Annotated in this window: 13 protein-coding genes and 1 pseudogene; 9 read left to right on the plus strand and 5 right to left on the minus strand. The window is 59.9% G+C overall.

Translation table 11 applies throughout. The features are described from left to right. Window positions 1-30: 30 nt before the first annotated feature. Both proW and LJX93_RS11975 read right to left on the minus strand, forming a co-directional pair. Window positions 31-984: a glycine betaine/L-proline ABC transporter permease ProW gene (gene proW / locus LJX93_RS11970; protein ID WP_047583982.1), complete on the minus strand. Its 954-nt coding sequence runs from the start codon at window positions 982-984 to the stop codon at window positions 31-33. A 78-nt stretch (window positions 985-1,062) separates the two neighbouring features. Next, complete coding sequence (locus LJX93_RS11975; protein ID WP_033697519.1) at window positions 1,063-2,223, minus strand: quaternary amine ABC transporter ATP-binding protein; 1,161 nt, start codon at window positions 2,221-2,223, stop codon at window positions 1,063-1,065. Between the two features lie 335 nt (window positions 2,224-2,558). Here LJX93_RS11975 and LJX93_RS11980 point away from each other — a divergent pair, with 335 nt between their 5' ends. The 3 genes from LJX93_RS11980 to LJX93_RS11990 all read left to right on the plus strand — a co-directional run bounded on the left by LJX93_RS11980 (window position 2,559) and on the right by LJX93_RS11990 (window position 6,136). Further along, window positions 2,559-3,524 (plus strand): LysR family transcriptional regulator, encoded by a 966-nt coding sequence (locus LJX93_RS11980; RefSeq protein WP_033700014.1) that lies wholly within the window; start codon window positions 2,559-2,561, stop codon window positions 3,522-3,524. 262 nt (window positions 3,525-3,786) lie between these two features. Then, on the plus strand, window positions 3,787-5,022 hold the full coding sequence (locus LJX93_RS11985) for an aromatic ring-hydroxylating oxygenase subunit alpha (RefSeq protein WP_033697520.1): 1,236 nt from the start codon (window positions 3,787-3,789) through the stop codon (window positions 5,020-5,022). A gap of 250 nt (window positions 5,023-5,272) precedes the next feature. Next, entirely contained in the window at window positions 5,273-6,136 is an 864-nt protein-coding gene (locus LJX93_RS11990; RefSeq protein WP_236643932.1) for a dihydrodipicolinate synthase family protein, read from the plus strand. A gap of 392 nt (window positions 6,137-6,528) precedes the next feature. On the opposite strand, the pseudogene LJX93_RS11995 reads toward LJX93_RS11990, so the two are convergent. Continuing rightward, window positions 6,529-6,948 (minus strand): annotated as a pseudogene (locus LJX93_RS11995) (helix-turn-helix domain-containing protein); the annotation flags it as partial. A gap of 78 nt (window positions 6,949-7,026) precedes the next feature. On the opposite strand from LJX93_RS11995, the gene LJX93_RS12000 reads away from it, so the two are divergent. Beyond that, window positions 7,027-7,287: an EamA family transporter gene (locus tag LJX93_RS12000; RefSeq protein WP_033697522.1), complete on the plus strand. Its 261-nt coding sequence runs from the start codon at window positions 7,027-7,029 to the stop codon at window positions 7,285-7,287. Window positions 7,288-7,376: 89 nt separating this feature from the next. Here the strand turns inward: LJX93_RS12000 and csiR are convergent, their stop codons facing one another. Then, window positions 7,377-8,072 (minus strand): DNA-binding transcriptional regulator CsiR, encoded by a 696-nt coding sequence (csiR, locus tag LJX93_RS12005; RefSeq protein WP_047583363.1) that lies wholly within the window; start codon window positions 8,070-8,072, stop codon window positions 7,377-7,379. 195 nt (window positions 8,073-8,267) lie between these two features. On the opposite strand from csiR, the gene glaH reads away from it, so the two are divergent. From glaH to LJX93_RS12025, 4 genes are all read left to right on the plus strand, one after another. Beyond that, window positions 8,268-9,245, plus strand: a complete 978-nt coding sequence (gene glaH / locus LJX93_RS12010; protein ID WP_033697526.1) for a glutarate dioxygenase GlaH — start codon at window positions 8,268-8,270, stop codon at window positions 9,243-9,245. Window positions 9,246-9,267: 22 nt separating this feature from the next. Then, window positions 9,268-10,518, plus strand: coding sequence for an L-2-hydroxyglutarate oxidase (lhgO, locus tag LJX93_RS12015; protein ID WP_033697527.1), 1,251 nt, complete (start codon window positions 9,268-9,270; stop codon window positions 10,516-10,518). 145 nt (window positions 10,519-10,663) lie between these two features. Then, window positions 10,664-12,055 carry a GABA permease gene (gene gabP / locus LJX93_RS12020; protein WP_033697528.1) on the plus strand — a complete coding sequence of 464 codons (1,392 nt, stop codon included), beginning with the start codon at window positions 10,664-10,666 and terminating at the stop codon, window positions 12,053-12,055. 111 nt (window positions 12,056-12,166) lie between these two features. Then, on the plus strand, window positions 12,167-13,060 hold the full coding sequence (locus LJX93_RS12025) for a PA4780 family RIO1-like protein kinase (protein WP_033697531.1): 894 nt from the start codon (window positions 12,167-12,169) through the stop codon (window positions 13,058-13,060). Between the two features lie 46 nt (window positions 13,061-13,106). On the opposite strand, the gene LJX93_RS12030 is transcribed toward LJX93_RS12025, so the two are convergent. Further along, window positions 13,107-13,748, minus strand: coding sequence for a TetR/AcrR family transcriptional regulator (locus LJX93_RS12030; protein ID WP_047583361.1), 642 nt, complete (start codon window positions 13,746-13,748; stop codon window positions 13,107-13,109). Window positions 13,749-13,874: 126 nt separating this feature from the next. Between LJX93_RS12030 and LJX93_RS12035 the strand changes: the two genes are divergently transcribed. Next, window positions 13,875-15,911, plus strand: coding sequence for an NADH:flavin oxidoreductase (locus LJX93_RS12035; RefSeq protein ID WP_033697535.1), 2,037 nt, complete (start codon window positions 13,875-13,877; stop codon window positions 15,909-15,911). Window positions 15,912-15,931 lie beyond the last annotated feature (20 nt).

The following is a 15,931-nucleotide window of genomic DNA, read 5'->3' on the forward strand; positions in this document are numbered from 1 at the left end:
CATTGTTTTGAATGCAGGCCTGTTGGGCGGTCAGGCTGAGTGCGGCTGCCTTGCGGGTCTGCCCGCACCATACAGGCGGGTGATCAGGCCCACCGGGCCAGTGTGATACCAGCGCAGGCTAGGGTCGGCAGCGGTACGCGCACCCATGGCTTGGGTTAGCCGGTCAAGGAAAATTGCCAGCAACACCAAGCCGACACCGCCAACCGTGGCGAGCCCCATGTCCAGGCGGCCAATGCCGCGCAGTACCATCTGCCCAAGGCCGCCGACCGAAATCATCGAGGCGATGACGACCATCGACAGCGACAGCATCAGCGTCTGATTGAGCCCTGCCATGATGGTCGAGGTCGCAAGGGGGAGCTGCACCCGGGTCAACATCTGCCGTGGTGTGCAACCGAAAGCGCGGGCAGCTTCGATCTTGTCTTCCGGCACTTGTCGGATACCCAGGTTGGTCAGGCGTACCAGCGGCGGCAGAGCAAACACGATGGTGACCAGTACACCGGGCACGTTGCCAATCCCGAACAGCATGACCACGGGTACCAGGTACACGAACGCGGGAAGTGTTTGCATGGCATCGAGTAATGGCCGTGTCACTTGCTCCAGGCGGTTGCTGCGAGCACACAGGATCCCTAACGGAATGCCGATAAGCGCGCAGAAAAATACCGAGGTCAGTACCAGGGCCAGGGTGGTCATCGAAGCAGACCAGACACCGATCAACCCGAGCAAGGTCAGCGTGATGAAACACAACAGTGCCATGCGCTTGCCCGCCAGCTGCCAGCCCAGCAGCGACGACAACAGGATGCCGATACTGGGCGGAATGCTTTGCAGAATGAACTCGATGCCGTTCAACACCTGATCGATCGGCCAGCGGATACCACGGAAGACATCGCGGAAGTGATGCACCAGGAAATTGAGTGTATGGGTGACCCAATCGCCAAGCGGGATAGCAACCGACTGAAAAGGGTCTAGGAAACTGAACTCGGACATCTGCACACTCCTCGTGAATCGTTGCCACAGACAGCGGTAGTCCGGCTGTGGGTATTTGACGTTCAGGACCGTGGCTAATTAATTGCGGCTCAAGGTCTGCAGAAGTTGGTTTTTCGACACTGTTCCCCTGAAGACTCCGTGGTGGTCGAGTACCGGCACGGGGTATGGCAGGCTGGCTGCAATGTTCAGTACTTCATGCAAAGGGGTGTCAAGGTAGACGGGGTGCTGCTCGTGGGCGTGGTGCCGGATGGCCTCGCTCGCGCTGTCATCGTGTGCATCGACAACCGCCAGCAGTTGCCCGTGATCGCCGAGCAGGTAACCGAAGTCGATGCCCGCTGCGAAGGTGGGTAAGTTGCCATTGGCACGGCAGGTTGCTGACGGATCCAAACGTGCGACATCGCCTGCTTTCAATACCCGCGAGCTGTCGAAGCCCTTGAAGAAGGTGCGCACGTAGTCATTCGCCGGCTGGTTGATGAGCTCCTGCGGGGTGCCTATCTGCACGACACGGCCACCCTCCATGATCGCGATGCGATGGCCGATGCGGATGGCTTCCTCAATGTCATGGGAAATGAAGATGATCGTGCGTTTCTGCTCAGCCTGCAGACGAATCAGTTCACCCTGCATTTCACTGCGGATCAGCGGGTCGAGAGCAGAAAATGCCTCATCCATCAGCAGAATCGTTGGGTCATTAGCCAATGCTCGCGCGAGGCCCACGCGTTGCTGCATGCCCCCGGAGAGCTGGTGCGGGTAACTGTGCTCGTGGCCAGCAAGGCCAACTTGGCAAAGGGCTTCACGAGCACGTTTGTTGCGCTCGGTCTCGCTGATGCCGGAAATCTCCAGGCCAAAGGCTGTGTTCTCCAACACGCTCATGTGTGGCATGAGGGCGAAAGATTGAAACACCATGCCCATTTCCTTGCGGCGTACGTCCAGCAGGGCTTTGTCCGAGAGGCCAGTAATTTCCTTGCCGTTCAGGTAGATGCTGCCCGACGTAGGCTCGATGAGACGATTGAACAATCGAACCATCGTGGACTTGCCGGAGCCAGACAGCCCCATGATGACGAATATTTCGCCGCGTTTAACTGAGAATGTGGCATCGAAAACGCCGATTACTTGGCCGGTTTTTTCGAATACCTCATGTTTACTGGCGCCCGCATGCACCATGTTCATTGCGACGTCCGCGTGGGGACCAAAAACTTTATAAATGTTTTTGACGGACAGGATTTCGTCAGCGTGAGTCATCGTTTCCCTCCAGGGTTTTGTGCCGTTGACGTTATCGTTGACGAACTGATAACGCGCGGTAGTGGCATGGAAGGGCAGTGTGGAACGTGTGTTTTACACATGAGGGGCTTTCCTGGTTTTTATTGTTGTGTGCCTGGAAACGGGCTTTTTTAAAAATCTATAAGCATCTCGGGTGTAGTACCACCAACATTTACACGCCTTCATGGATAACTTAAGGTTATAGACGGTGATGCGGGCGACAGCTTCAGTGCAATCGCGACAGCCGTGTAGTCATCCAAGCAGCGGCTGGGATAACCTCGGCCGCCTTTGGACCTGATCGTAAGGGAGCTATTATGTTGAGCCGGCACGTTGACCCAGACACCTTGCTGCTGCGTATGCCATCTTTGAGGGCAGTCAAGGCATTTGTCGCCGCCGCCAAATACCAAAGTTTTACCCGTGCCGCCGAAGCCCTGTGCGTTTCCCAAGCGGCCATCAGTCGCCAGATTCGTGAGCTCGAAACATTCTTGGGGGCGCAACTGTTCGTCCGGGTAGGGAGAACGGTTGAGCTGACGCCCGCAGGCTCGATTTTCTTCGAGGCCGCTCAGATGTCATTCGTCAACATCGCGCACGCTGCGGATAGAATCCGCAGTACGCCGACCGACAAACACGTACTTACAATCTGCTGTTCGCCCGCTTTTTCAGCGTTCTGGCTTTCGCACCATCTGCCCGAATTCCGAATCAATAATCCTGATATTGAACTCAATCTGTTCACTACCCAGAATTTCGTCAACATGGAACCAGGTGTTGAGCCTGACATCATTATTTCCAAAGTCTCCAAGGTGGGCTCAGGCTACAAGAGTTATCCGCTTTGCCATGACATCATCTATCCCGTCTGCTCGCCCGCCTTCCTGGCGCAACATCCAGAGGTCGCAACGCTTGAAGGATTGCGCGACAGTTCATTGCTTGATCTCAGTCCTTTCGGCAGGTCGGGCGTTTCCGAGCATGTGGATTGGAGTGTGTGGCTGGCGTTTCAGAACATTGATATCGACGAGCGCCCGCCCGAAAGCCCGCCTTTGTTTCATGCCAACGACTACAACCTGATCATCAACATGGTGCTTACCCATCAAGGCGTCGCCTTGGGTTGGAATCAGCTGGTGAGCGCGATGGTGGACAGAGGGGTTTTGGTGCGCCCGGTGCGTGAGCAGGTCACGTTGCGCAATAGCCTGCACTATCTGGCATGCCGCGAAGGCACGGATTATGACGAGGCGTGTCGCAGGGTACGTGACTGGGTGTTGTCGAAATTCACCCGCTGGAGTGTCTGAGCGCCCAGTCTGGGCCAGCGAGTGACCCATAACCTGCCCTTATCCATACGGGGTTGAAAAAGTCGTTTGTCGGCACTCCAGCACCTGCCTTAGCCTTGATCCAAGCATGGGTCAATATTGCCCGCACGCCGTGTTCAATGGCTGTTATGTGTTCACGGTGTTAGCGCCGAGGCCGGTAGCTGATCATTTCGGAATGGCAGTCTAAGAATAATGAGTAGGGCATGTTTATCATGCCCGAGCGGTTGATGAAGCGAGGATAATAATGAATAGCAAAGCGTCCGTTGTTGGCCTGATTAACAAGCGCAAAGCGCGCCATGCGTTGCCCCGCGAACTCTATATAGACCCTGATGTGTACCGTGCCGATCTCGAACATATCTGGCACACGGATTGGGTATTCGCTGGCCATACTTTTGAAATTGAGAAGCCGGGTCAATATTTCACCCTGCAGATTGGCGACTATCCTGTTGCCGTGGTAATGGGCAAGGACGGTAAGGTTCGTGCCTTCCACAATGCCTGTCGTCACCGCGGCGCAAAGGTCTGTGAGCAGGCTCAGGGCAAGGTTGCCAAGATGGTCTGCCCTTACCACAAGTGGACGTTCGAGCTAGATGGCAGCCTGCTGTTTGCAGGTAACATGGGTAGCGATTTTGACAAGACTCAGTACGGCCTGAAGACGGTTCACTGTGAAATCGTCCACACGTACATTTACGTGTGCGTCGCAGAAACGGCGCCAGATTTTGACAGTTTCCGCAGTTCGGTAAGCCCTTTCATCGCCCCTCACTTCCTGGATAACTGCAAGGTCGCATTCGAGTCGAACCTGATCGAAAAAGGCAACTGGAAGCTCGTCTTTGAAAACAACCGCGAGTGTTTCCACTGCGATGGTACCCACCCTGAGTTGATGAACTCCTTCGTCGAAAATCTTTCGGTAGCCGGCGTCGGCGGGGAAGATGACCCGGAACTGGCTATGCACTGGGATCGTTGTGAGCGTGCGGGGATGCCTAGCCGATTGGTTATGGACCCGAACGGCCGCTTCCGGATGACACGAATTCCGCTGTCGGCGGGTGCTGTCAGCTACACCATGGATGGCAAGCCTGCCGTTGCGGGCCGGCTGGACCAGAGCGGCGAAGAGAACATTGGCGCGCTGCTGTACTTCAATTATCCGTCTACCTGGAACCACTTCCTGGGCGACCATGCCTTGAGTTTCCGCGTACTGCCAATCGGCCCTGGTGAAACCTTGGTCACCACCAAATGGCTGGTGCCGAAAACGGCCGTGGAGGGCGTTGATTACGATCTAGACCGGCTCACCAAAGTGTGGCTCGCGACCAATGATCAGGATCGCAAGTTGGTAGAGGGGACCCATGCCGGTGTCAGTTCGCCGACGTACGAGCCTGGCCCCTTCTCCGACATTGCCGAGAATGGTGTTTGCCAGTTCGATGACTGGTACTGCGAGACCATGCTGACGCGGCTGCAGGGCCCCATTGCACTGCGGTCCGTGAGTTAAGCCCTGATTGGGTTCGGCGCGACCTTGAGCGAGTCGAACCCGCTTCTGTGTGAATCAATCTCGTGTCTGTCCATGCCGCGATATAGATAAGGCCGGCCCTACGCCCCTCTCGATTCTTCATCCCTGATCCTGTCCGGAGTGCCTGATACAAGAGACGTTTCGGTACTGCACGCAACGTTGTGTGAATTTGCCCACTGCTAACAATTACAAGAGGTAGCGCATGTCCGCATTTCCATTCCCCGGTATCAACTTGGCGATTACCACCCCCTTTGACGCGGATGGCAAAATCGACTTCGCCCGTTTTGAACATCTGATAGAGCGCTACCTCCACGCAGGCATACAAAGTTTTGTGCTCAGCTCTGGCACTGGCATGCATGTGTACCTCACCAGAGAAGAGTCGAGGCAACTCGTAGCCTTCGGCGCCAAGGCCATTGATGGTCGCGCCAAGGTGATAGTACAGACCTCTGCATTGCTGGTTGACGAAGTGGTGGAGCGCACCCGTCATGCCGCCGATTGCGGTGCTGATGGGGTAATGGTGTTACCCCCATTTTTCGAGGGGCCGACTGACGACCAGGGCATCATCGATTTCTATAGCAGCGTTGCCCAGGCGGGCCTGCCCATCATTGGCTACAACGTGCCGCAGGCGGTCGGGGTGGAAGTGAGCCCTGAACTGTTCGTCAAGTTGAGTGAAATCCCCAATTTCATTTCGGTCAAGGACAGCAGTGGCGACCTGATCGCCCAGGCAACGCTGGTGCGCACGGGCCTGCCGACCATGAACGGCGCCGATCCCCTGGCTGCCTACGCTTTGTATGCGGGCGCCGCAGGACTGATTTGGGGTGGCGCCAACATGGCGCCGCGTACCTGCGTTGCCTTCGTCAATGCCGCACTGGCTGGTGACTGGGTAGGTGCCCGGGAGATCTGGCGTAAGCTGGAGCCAGTGATGTCGCTGATCTGGCAGGGTGATTACGTGCAGTCTGTGTACGCAGCTGCCGAACTGACCGGCTACGGTGCTGGTATCCCGCGTCGCCCCCTCGCGCGGCTGGTGAGCGGCAAGTTTGCTGCCCTTGAGGCTGCGCTGGGTGACCTGATCGCGTCAGAGTCCGCTCACGCTTGAAGCAATTCAAAACATGATGGCATCGGATTGACAGGGCAGGGGAGCGAAGCATGACCGCGGTTACTCAGCAAACGAGTGTGTCAAACCACACCAGTGGCAGGCGAATAGGCCTCTGCCTTTGTCTGCTCTCAATGTTCATCTTCGCAGCCCAGGACGGTATCACCAAGGTGCTGGTCAAGGACCTTCCTATCGCGCAACTGGCTCTGTACGAAAAGTTTTGTGGGAGCGGCGGTGCGGCGATCCGACTTGCCCCGCGATCTGCCGCAACGCGGCAGCAAAGCCTGAGTTCGCGGCTTCTTTGACACCATTTGATATCGGGTACAGGAGCGCTTCGCACTCCATCGCGGGACAAGTCGGATCGCCGCACCGCCGCTCCCACAAAACTTTTCGTCAGGGCCTAGTCCGAAAGCGTGCCATATCCGCATCACGCTGGCAGGAGAGATGCCAGTCGCCTGACTCATTGAGCGAGTACTCCAATGGCTGGCATCTTTCGGCTTGGACTTCAGCACCTGATCCACGACAGCTTGCACTTGCTCATCAGTGATGCTGCGAGGCCGGCCTGAGCGCTGTTCGTCATTCAGGCCATCGAGCCGCAGTCGGCTGAACCGCACTCGCCAACGCGAAACGGTGTGTACCCCAATACCGAATCTGTTGGCTATAGAAGTACCCGACTCACCGCTTGCGCACGCCAAAATAATTTCGGCTCGAATTCGTGATTCGGCAGGCCCCTTGCGTTGCCGGGAGCGACGAAGCAACTCAGAGCGCTCTTCATCGCTCAACTCAATGGGAACAGCAGGTCGGCCAGTTTTCATATCGTTGCTCCAGTACTTTTGAGTGCTCAAAAGTCTAGCCCAAAATATGAGCGTTATTTCTGAAACACCACACTAGTCATGGTCCGTTACTGGGTCTTCCTGCTCTTCGCCTTGTGTTATGTGGCATTCAATGGAGGGGTGCGCAACGGGCTATTGCTACAGGCATTGAAATTCACGACTGCCGTGACACTGCAGCCATTCAATTACGCGTTGTTGGTATTTGCCTCGTTGATCGGTGTTTTCGTGTTCAGAGAAACGTTGGATACGTTGCTGGTAGTCGGCACCCTGCTCGTGATTTTTGGTGGGAAGTTCTCGGTTGGCCGAAACAAGACGAGCTGATACGCCGACCATTACCTGGTTCGATGTACATCTCAGCGCCAACGCTGAACCCTGTGGCCCAGCGCCAGGCAGCGGCCTGAAGGCCGCCGCTACGACCGCCCGATGCCCTCGGTGTGCATGATCTGCGCAATGATCGGCACCGGGGTCATCAGGTGCGAGTGCATCATGGCGCTGGCGCGCTTGGCATCGCGGGCCAGGATCGCCTCGACCAGCGCCGAATGCTCCTGGCGCTTGAGCTCAAGCGCCTGCTCGGAAAACACCGTCTGCGTCAGCCACAAATGGCGGTAACGCTCAGCCTGGTCGAACAGGTAGGTGCGGGCCTGCAGCAGGTGCTTGGAGCCGCACCCCGAGGCGATGGCGGTGTGAAACGCCTTGTGCCGTTCATCCCACACATCCAGCCGTTGCTCGCGGGTTTTCACCTCCACCACTTTGGCCAGGGTATGCGAACAGGCCAGCACCGACGCTTCCCAAGCGTCGTCGCCGCGTTCGATGGCCAGGCTGATGATCATGGCTTCCAGGTTGGCGCGGGCATCGTAGATGTCGTTCATCTCCGCCAGTGACATGGGCGCGACACGGTAGCCTTTCTGGCTGATGACAATCACCAGGTGCTCGGCCACCAACTGCGAAAGCGCCTCGCGCAGCGGCCCCACTCCCAGTTCGTAGCGGTCCTTGAGGGTGCTCATCAAGAGCTTCTCCCCAGGCTTGAACACGCCGCGGATGATGTCCTTCTTGAGCCTCTCATACCCGCTGAATGCTGAGTTTTGTCGGGGAGCGAGCGCTTCCAAAGTCCTGTTCCTCAAAACGTTTTGCCGATCATACCGAAACCGCTGGCGGACGAAAAACAATGGACATACAGGCGGATTATCTTCGTTTTATAAAAATGTAGACATTTTAAGCGGGTGGCGATATTTTTGCTTCGCCCGCACTGATCCAGATCACGACTGGACCGTGCTATCTCCTTTTTCTGCCAGGACCTAGCCATGAACGCTTTTACGCAGATCAACCAACCTGTGCTGCCGCTGCCGCTCGAACCGCGTGGTTACACCATCGCCCCGTCGAAGCAGTCGCCTCGTCTGCTTGAACTGACCTTTGCCCGCGAGACCGTGCAGGCGTTCGTCGAGGCTGTGGCCCAGTGGCCGGTGCAGGCGCTGGAATACAAGTCGTTTCTGCGTTTTCGGGTGGGCGAGATCCTCGACGAGCTGTGCCAGGGCACGCTGCGCCCGGTACTGCTCAACACCATCCTCGACCGCGCCAGTGGCGGCATGCTGATCACCCCGCTGGGGCTGGATGACGTGAGCCAGGCCGAGGACATGGTCAAGTTCACCACCGCCTGTGCGCACCTGATCGGCCGCTCCAACTACGACGCCATGAGCGGCCAGTACTACGCCCGCTTCGTGGTGGTGAACAGCGACAACTCCGACAGCTACCTGCGCCAGCCGCACCGCGTCATGGAGCTGCACAACGACGGCACCTTCGTGAATCAGATCACCGACTACGTGCTGATGCTGAAAATCGACGAAAGGAACATGGAAGGCGGCAACTCGCTGCTGCTGCACCTGGACGACTGGGAGCAGTGCGAGGCGTTCTTCCGCCACCCGCTGGCGCGCCGCGAGATGCGCTGGACCGCGCCGCCCAGCAAGAACGTGGCCGAGGACGTGTTCCATTCGGTATTTGACAACGACGCTGAAGGCCGGCCGACCATGCGCTACATCGACCAGTTCGTGCAGCCGGAAAACTTCGAGGAAGGCGTCTGGTTGAACGCCTTGTCCGAATCGCTGGAGGGCAGCGACAAGAAACTGTCCGTGCCGGTGGCGGTGGGCAGCTTCGTCTTGATCAATAATCTGTTCTGGCTCCACGGCCGCGACCGCTTCACACCGCACGACGGCCTGCGCCGCGAGCTGATGCGCCAACGCGGCTATGTCGCCTTCCCCAAGCCGCTGTACCAACGCGGCCAGTAAACACGGCGCGGGAGGTAACACTGTGTACGATTTCATCATCATCGGCGGTGGCATTGTGGGCATGTCCACCGCCATGCACCTGATCAAGGTGTACCCGGACGCCAAGATTCTCCTGCTGGAGAAGGAGTCCGGCCCGGCGCGCCACCAGACCGGGCACAACAGCGGGGTGATCCATGCCGGGGTGTACTACACCCCCGGCAGCCTCAAGGCACGCTTCTGCCTGGAAGGCAACAAGGCAACCAAGGCCTTCTGCACCCAGCACGGCATCGCCTTCGATGAATGCGGCAAGTTGCTGGTGGCCACCAACGACCTGGAAATGCAACGCATGAAGGCGTTGTGGGAACGCACCGCGGCCAATGGCCTGGAGCGCCAGTGGTTGTCGGCCGACGAGCTGCAAGAGCGCGAGCCCAATATCGTCGGCCTGGGCGGGATCTTCGTGCCCTCCAGCGGCATCGTCAATTACGCCGAGGTGACGGCGGCCATGGGCCGTGAGTTCCAGCGTGCCGGTGGCGAGATCCGCTACAGCGCCGAAGTGGTCGGCCTCGAGGAGCGCGCCAGCGAAGTGGTCGTGCGTACCCGCAGCGACGAGGTACACAGCCGCTTCCTGGTCACCTGTTCGGGGCTGATGGCCGACCGCGTGGTGAGCATGCTTGGCATCCGCACCCACTTTGTGATCTGCCCGTTCCGCGGCGAGTACTACTTGCTGCCCAAGCAGCACAACCAGATCGTCAACCACCTGATCTACCCGATTCCGGACCCGTCCATGCCGTTTCTGGGCGTGCACCTGACGCGCATGATCGACGGCACCGTGACCGTGGGCCCCAACGCGGTGCTGGCGATGAAGCGCGAAGGCTACCGCAAGGCCGACGTCAGCGTGGCGGACATGTTCCAGACCCTGACCACTCCCGGCATCCTCAAGGTGCTGGCCAAGAACCTGCGCCCGGGCCTGATCGAGATGAAGAATTCGCTGTTCAAGGGCGGCTACCTCAAGCAGGTGCAGAAGTACTGCCCGAGCATCACCAAGGATGACCTCACACCTTACCCGGCGGGTGTCCGGGCACAGGCGGTGTCACGCGATGGCAAGCTCATCGACGATTTCCTCTTCGTCAATTCGGCGCGCAGCGTGAACGTCTGCAATGCGCCATCGCCTGCCGCCACCTCGGCCATCCCGATCGGCGCCTACATCGTCGAGAAGGTCTGCGCACAAGTCGCCCTGCAGGGGGGCGGCTTGCCCAAGCCAGACCTGGCCGGCAAGCAGCGCGCTGCCGGCTGAGCAGGCCGGCAACCCCAGCGGATCTGCGTTTCGTTTTACTCAACCCGCCTGGCCCTACTCACCATTTAGGGCCGGGTGGGCTTTTTCGCGCCCGTGTTCGCTAGACGGCGCAGCGCGGGCATGACAAGAACAAGAAGGTAAGGCCATGCAAACAGACAAGAACAATTTGAGTCATGGGTTGAAATCGCGGCACGTCACCATGTTGTCCATCGCCGGGGTGATCGGCGCCGGCCTGTTCGTCGGCTCCGGTCGGGCCATCGCCGAGGCCGGGCCCGCCACCATCCTCGCGTATATCCTGGCCGGTGGGCTGGTGGTGCTGGTCATGCGCATGCTGGCCGAAATGGCGGTCGCCTCACCGGATACCGGCTCGTTTTCCACCTATGCCGACCTCGCCATCGGCAAGTGGGCCGGCTATACCATCGGTTGGCTGTACTGGTGGTTCTGGGTGCTGATCATCCCCATCGAGGCCAACATTGCCGCCACCATCATCAACACCTATGTGCCGCAGATGGAAATCTGGGTGCTGTCGTTGGTGATCACCCTGCTGCTGACGGCCACCAACCTGTTCAGCGTGAAGAACTACGGCGAGTTCGAGTTCTGGCTGGCGCTGGTCAAGGTCATTGCCATCGTCGCCTTCATCATTCTGGGCGCCTGCGCCATTTTCGGCCTGCTGCCCAGCGCCGGCGTCAGCGGTGTTTCGCGCCTGTGGGACACCGGCGGCTTCATGCCCAATGGCTTCGGCGCGGTACTCAGTGCCATGCTGATCACCATGTTCTCGTTCCTTGGGGCCGAGGTGGTGACCATTGCCGCCGCCGAGTCGGACGAGGCGGGCAAGCATATCTCCAAGGCCACCAACTCGGTGATCTGGCGGATCACGCTGTTCTACATCCTGTCGATCTTCATCGTCATCGCGCTGGTGCCCTGGACCGACCCGCGGTTGGCCACCGAGGGCTCCTACGTCACGGTGCTGGATACGCTTGGTGTGCCGCATGCCAAGGCCATCATCGACTTCGTCGTGCTGACCTCGGTCACCAGTTGCCTGAACTCGTCGCTGTACACCGCGTCGCGCATGGTCTATTCGCTGAGCCGTCGTGGTGATGCGCCGGCCTGTGCCCAAGTGACCAGCCGCAGCGGTACGCCGATTGTCGCGGTGCTGCTGTCCACCGGTGCGGCGTTTCTGGCGGTGATCGCCAATTACCTGGTGCCGGCCAAGGTGTTTGGCTTCCTGATGGCAAGCTCCGGCGCCATCGCCTTGCTGGTGTACCTGGTGATTGCTATTTCCCAGCTGCGCCTGCGCAAGCGCCTGACTGCGCAAGGCAAGACACTGAACTACCGCATGTGGCTGTTCCCATGGCTGACCTGGGCGGTGATCCTGTTCATCAGCAGCGTGCTGGTGGTGATGCTGTTGCGCCCGGACCATCGCCTTGAGGTGGTTTCCACCCTGGTGCTGGCGGTCTTCGTGGTGTGCTCGGGGTTGCTGATCACGCGCCGACGGGCGCGGGTGGCGCCAGGCAGCACCGTGGGGCAGGGCGCCTAGGCGGCCGGTAACAGACGAACGTTGCATCTCAGACGAGCAAGATCCATCAGGCTGTGAGAGGATGGCCGCCACCTCCACGGCTCGGCCACAGGACCCCAGAACTCAAGCCTGATGAAGACTCCAAAAAGAATCGAACCCCTGATCGAAGACGGCCTGGTCGACGAAGTACTGCGACCTCTGATGAGCGGCAAGGAAGCTGCGGTCTACGTGGTGCGCTGCGGTACCCAGGTGCGCTGCGCCAAGGTCTACAAAGAGGCCAACAAGCGTAGTTTCCGCCAGGCCGCCGAGTACCAGGAAGGCCGCAAGGTACGTAACAGCCGCCAGGCCCGCGCCATGGCCAAAGGCTCCAAGTACGGTCGTAAAGAGGCCGAAGATGCTTGGCAGAACGCTGAAGTGGCGGCCCTGTTCCGCCTGGCCAGCGCCGGTGTGCGGGTGCCCAAGCCTTACGATTTCCAGGATGGCGTACTGTTGATGGAGCTGGTGACGGACGCCGACGGCGACGCCGCCCCGCGCCTCAACGATGTGCACCTGGAAGCCGAAGAAGCTCGCGAATTCCACACATTCGTCATCCGCCAGATCGTCCTGATGCTCTGCGCAGGGCTGGTGCACGGCGACCTCTCCGAGTTCAACGTGCTGCTCGGCCCTGACGGCCCGGTGATCATCGACTTGCCACAAGCGGTGGATGCAGCCGGCAACAACCATGCCTTCAGCATGTTGCAACGTGATGTGTCGAACATGGCCCATTACTTCGGCCGCTTCGCCCCGGAGCTCAAGGACACCCGCTATGCCCAGGAAATGTGGGCGTTGTTCGAAGCGGGCGAACTGAAAGCGGACAGCCCGTTGACCGGCGTGTTCGCTGACGACGACGAGGAAGCCGACGTGGATGGCGTGTTGCGTGAAATCGAAGCCGCGCGGTTCGATGACGCCCGCCGCCGCGCCGCCTTGGCGGACGCCGAGCGTGGCCCGGTCAAGGGTGAAGAACCCCCTCCGCCCTGGATGCAGTAGTCCATTGGGGCCGCCTGGCGGCCCAACCCTGTGGCGCTGGCGAGGTTCAGTTCGCTGGCGGCACAAACCCGTTGCGCTGGTAGAACCGCTCCAGTTCATGGGCCTCAGGCTCAACCCCGGTGAAAATCCGCAGGTACTCTGGAATGAAGCGCATCCGCAGCGCCAGCGGTTCGTAGGTCTTCATGCTGATGTAGCCGATCTGCGCCAGGTAGATCGAGCGGGCGCGCGTGGCGGCGGCATCCTCGCTGAAGCCGAAGCGGTCGAACATCTGCTTCAGGGCCTCCATGCGCAGGGCGTCGGCCTCGACGATCTCGGCGGCTACCTGTTCCGACTGCAGGGCCCAACTGCGCATGGCGAATTCGAACTGCGAATCGAACAGTTCGCTGTTCAGCCAGCAATCGAACACATTGAGTATCGCCTCGCTGATCGACGCCGCATACGCCTGTGAATGGCTCACCAGGTTGCTGGTGTTCTTGCGCTTCCACTGCTCGATCAGCGCTGCCAGCAACGCCTCGCGGTCCTCGAAGTACCAATAGAAACTGGTGCGGGCAAGGTTGAGTTTTTTCGCCAGCGGCAATACCCGCACAGCATCCACCCCCGATTCCTTGAGGGTTTCGTAAGCGGCGTTCAGCCAGCTTTCGAGCGAACCGCGGGCGGCGAGTTCTGGGGTCTTCGAAGTCATGTTCATGGGCGCATTCTTCCGTATCCATGGCAGGCTGGCAAGCGCAATGTACACCTGTGTCTAATTAATTGACACCTATGTACATGGGGGCTAATGTCGTTTTTGCCTGATGCCCTGAACGCGAGAACAATCATGTCAAATGACCCGTTGCTTCAGCCGTACCAACTCAAGCACCTCACCTTGCGCAACCGCATCATCACCACCTCCCACGAACCGGCCTACCCCGAAGACGGCATGCCCAAGCAGCTGTACCGTGCCTACCATGTCGAGCGCGCCAAGGCCGGCGTGGCAATGACCATGACCGCCGGCTCCGCCGCCATTTCCCGAGACAGCCCGCCAGTGTTCAACAACGTGCTGGCCTACAAGGACGAGGTGGTCGGCTGGATGAAAGACCTCACCGACGAGTGCCACGAGCATGGCGCGGCGGTGATGATCCAGCTCACCCACCTGGGCCGGCGTACCCGCTGGGACAAAGGCGACTGGTTGCCAGTGGTGTCACCGTCGCACAACCAGGAGCCGGCGCACCGGGCCTTCCCCAAGCGCCTGGAGATCTGGGACATCGAGCGCATCATCAAGGACTACGCCGACGCTGCCGAACGCATGCAGGCCGCCGGGCTCGACGGCATCGAGCTGCAGGCCTACGGCCACCTGATGGACCAGTTCTGGTCACCGCTGACCAACGAGTTGCAGAACGTCTACGGCGGCTCCCTGGAAAACCGCCTGCGCTTCACCTTCGAAGTGCTCGCCGCGATTCGGCAGCGGGTGGGCGACGCGTTCATCGTCGGTATCCGCTACACCGGCGACGAAGTGCTGGCCGGCGGCTTGACCCGGCAGGAAGGCCTGCAGATTTCGCAGTTGCTCAAAAACAGCGGGATGATCGACTTTCTCAACGTGATACGCGGCAATATCGCCACCGACGCAGGCCTTACCGACATCATCCCGATCCAGGGCATGCGCAACGCCCCGCACCTGGACTTCGCCGGCGAGATCCGTTCGCTGACCGGCTTCCCGACCTTCCATGCGGCGAAGATCCCGGACGTGGCCACGGCCCGCCATGCCATCGCCGCAGGCCTGGTGGACATGGTCGGCATGACCCGCGCGCACATGACCGACCCGCACATCGTGCGCAAGATCATCGAAGGCCGCGAAGACCAGATCCGCCCCTGCGTCGGCGCCAACTATTGCCTGGACCGCATCTACCACGGTGGTGCCGCCTACTGTATTCACAACGCCGCCACCGGGCGCGAAACCAGCATGCCCCACGACATCGCCAAGGCGCCGGTGCGGCGCAAGGTGGTCATCGTCGGTGCCGGCCCGGCAGGGCTGGAGGCGGCGCGGGTGGCGGGCGAGCGTGGCCATGAAGTGGTGGTGTACGAGGTGGCTGACAAGGCCGGCGGGCAAATCCGCCTGACCGCGCAGTCCGAGCGGCGCAAGGAAATGATCAGCATCGTCGACTGGCGTCTGGCCCAGTGCGAGCGCCTGGGCGTGACCTTCCACTACAACGTGTGGGCCGACAGCCAGATCATCCTCGACGAGGCCGCCGATGTGGTCATCGTCGCGACCGGTGGGCTTCCCCATACCGAAGTGCTGGAGCACGGCAACGACCTGGTGGTGTCGAGCTGGGACATCATCTCCGGCGACGTGAAGCCTGGGCGCAACGTGCTGGTGTATGACGATGCCGGGGACCATGCCGCCCTGCAGGCCGCCGAGTTCATTGCGCAAAGCGGCGCACGCACCGAGATCATGACCCCCGACCGAACCTTCTCGCCAGAAGTCATGGGCATGAACCTGGTGCCCTACATGCGCACCCTGCAGCAACTGGACACGACCTTCACCGTCACCTGGCGGCTGAAGGCGGTACACAAGGGTGAAGCCGGCCTGCTGGCCAGCATCGGCACCGACTACAGCGAGCTGCGCCAGACCCGGCAAGTCGACCAGGTGGTGGTCAACCATGGCACCCGCCCGCTGGACGAGCTGTATTTCCAGCTGTGCCCGTTGTCCAGCAATGAAGGGGCGGTGGAGTACATGGACCTCATTGCCGGCCGCCCGCAAACTGTGGCACGGCGCAACGACGGGCGCTTCCAACTGTTTCGCATCGGCGACGCGGTGGCCTCGCGCAATACCCACGCGGCCATCTATGACGCGCTGCGCCTGGTGAAAGACCTCTGATCGGTACGCTGCACCTTAAA

It is taken from the genome of Pseudomonas sp. HN2-3, assembly GCF_020691745.1.
GTDB classification, from domain to species: Bacteria; Pseudomonadota; Gammaproteobacteria; order Pseudomonadales; family Pseudomonadaceae; genus Aquipseudomonas; species Aquipseudomonas capeferrum.